General features: G+C 39.5%; 2 protein-coding genes and 1 pseudogene. All 3 read right to left on the reverse strand.

From position 1 onward, the window contains the following. Window positions 1–319, reverse strand: a pseudogene (locus VE944_RS09635) (hypothetical protein); the annotation flags it as partial. A 316-nt stretch (window positions 320–635) separates the two neighbouring features. Further along, on the reverse strand, window positions 636–1,568 hold the full coding sequence (locus VE944_RS09640; protein WP_324975787.1) for a WD40 repeat domain-containing protein: 933 nt from the start codon (window positions 1,566–1,568) through the stop codon (window positions 636–638). Window positions 1,569–1,689: 121 nt separating this feature from the next. Further along, window positions 1,690–2,245: DnaJ domain-containing protein (locus tag VE944_RS09645; RefSeq protein WP_324975790.1), on the reverse strand; the 556-nt coding region annotated here is incomplete at its 5' end.

Here is a 2,245-nt window from a genome sequence, read left to right on the forward strand (position 1 = left end):
TGTTAACAGCTGCGTTATTCTGCTGATTGAAGTACCAAACCCCACCTATAACCAAACTAAGTAGGGAAGTAATAATAATACCTAACACCAAACCACCACTAGCATTGTTATTGTCACGCTCGGCTAAATCTTGCTGATTGCCACGCTCAGTATTTCGACCTTGTACGTAACCGTTAGTGTAGGAGTTGGGATTAGCTGCGTTGTTCTTGACTGTTTCAGTGGTTCGCGTCAAGTCAGTGTGAGTATTACCATTAACATCAGTGTAAGATTCTTGCTTAATCTCACTGTTTTTGCTTTCGGGTTCATTGGGAATAGACATAGCTGTTGATTTCACTCCTCGATAAATATTGACAAACTAAAGCTTTGTAAGAACAGAGGTTTTAATGAGTTAGAAAAGGTATGTTGCTGATAAAGATTGAGTTTTATTTGCTACTCAACTGTTGGTAGCTATCAGCATAACCTCTGAGATCAGCAAATGGCTATATCTGTAGGAAGTTAATGCTTAATCTAAAGAAAGATTATCCCAAAGATAGATGTTATTAAACGGTTAGGTGATGGATTGATAAAAAATCTAGTAATTTGCTTCAGTTTTGTAAATTTTTAATCGACTTGGATAGATTATGCTTATAGGTCATTTATAAAAGAATGACAGCCTTACTAATGGGGAATAGGGTAATAGTTTTATCCCCACTGCCACTAGCCAGCGTCTTACCATCTGGGTTAAAGGCAACGGAATAAACTGCATCTTCAGATCCTGAAAAAGTACAGAGTTCATTGCCTGTATCTACTTGCCATAGCTTGATCGTTTTGTCTTTACTGCTGCTAGCTATAATTTTGCCATTGGGGCTAAAAGCAACAGAACAAACATGATCAGAATGTCCAGTTAGTGTGCAGAGTTCTTCACCACTTTCGACATCCCATAGCTTAATTGTCTTATCCCAACTACCGCTTGCTAAAGTCTTGCCATTTGGACTGAAAGTTACAGATTCTACCCCTCCAAACCAATCGGAATGTCCCGTAAGGGTAAGAACTTTCTGTTTATCCAGATGCCAAATATTGATGGTTTTGTCATTACCAGCACCACCACTAGCTAAAGTTTTTCCATCTGGGCTGAAAGCGACGCACAAAACGTCATCTGAATGCCCTTTGAGTGTGTTTACTTTCTTTCGTGTCTCTATTGACCAAAGTTGGATCGTCTTGTCTTTACTGCTACTGGCTAAAGTTTTTCCATCCACGCTAAAGGCAACAGAGTAAACCTTTTCTTCATGTCCTGTGAAGGTACAGATTTCATTCCCTGTTAGAACTTCCCACAATTTAATAGTTTTGTCATCACTACCACTGGCTAGAATCTTACCATTAGGGCTAAAAGCAACAGAATTTACCCCTCCAGACCAAGAAGACTCTCCATGTCCCTTGAGGGTGCGTGATTCCTGGTTAGTTAAATGCCAAATTTTTATAGTTTTGTCATCACTACCACTGGCTAAAGTCTGGCCATCAGGACTGAAGACGACACACATTACCTTATTTGAATGCCCTTTGAGGGTGCGTACAGATATTAAATCTTGCATATTTAAAAATACTAAATAAATCAGTAGCAAATCTGACTACATTTAGTATTCCCCAGTATAAATATTATCTAACTCAAGATATGGTGTCGCCGTCTGAAGCGTCCTAAACTATATTCGCTTTTTATCTCCAACGCCGATTTAGCCGTAATATCTTTTTAATCCTCTGACAAAATCTTTCTACCAAAGGTCTAGGTTTGGATACATATCTAGGCGATCGCACTCTCCGTGCAGCACCGGGATTTCTTAACTCTTGTTCTATTTGTGCAGCTTTATTTAAATCGGAAGCGGCTCTATATTCGTATCCCAGTTGAGAGCAAACTAGCCCACGATATTTATACGCCTCAACATAGTGAGGATTGAGACGAATTGCATGGGTAAAATCTGCGATCGCATCCTCATATCTTCCTTGTGTAGCATTTTCTACTCCTAAACCATAGAAAGTTTCAGCATCCCAACGATTGACAGATATTTTTGTGGAATTTTTAGGCGAAGATGGAGATGGATTTTCAGGAATGGCAGGCTCAGATGGACTTTCAGATTTGAGCTTGTTGTAAGCTGAGTTGATTGATTTGATTTTTTCCTCAGCTTCCTGTTTTTGCTTTTGCTCAAGAAAGCGATCGGGATGCCAAATTTTCACCAGTTGACGGTAAGCTCGCTTTACTTGTGCTTGTGATGCA

This window comes from Nostoc sp. (assembly GCF_035638895.1).
In the GTDB taxonomy this organism is placed as follows: domain Bacteria; phylum Cyanobacteriota; class Cyanobacteriia; order Cyanobacteriales; family Nostocaceae; genus Nostoc.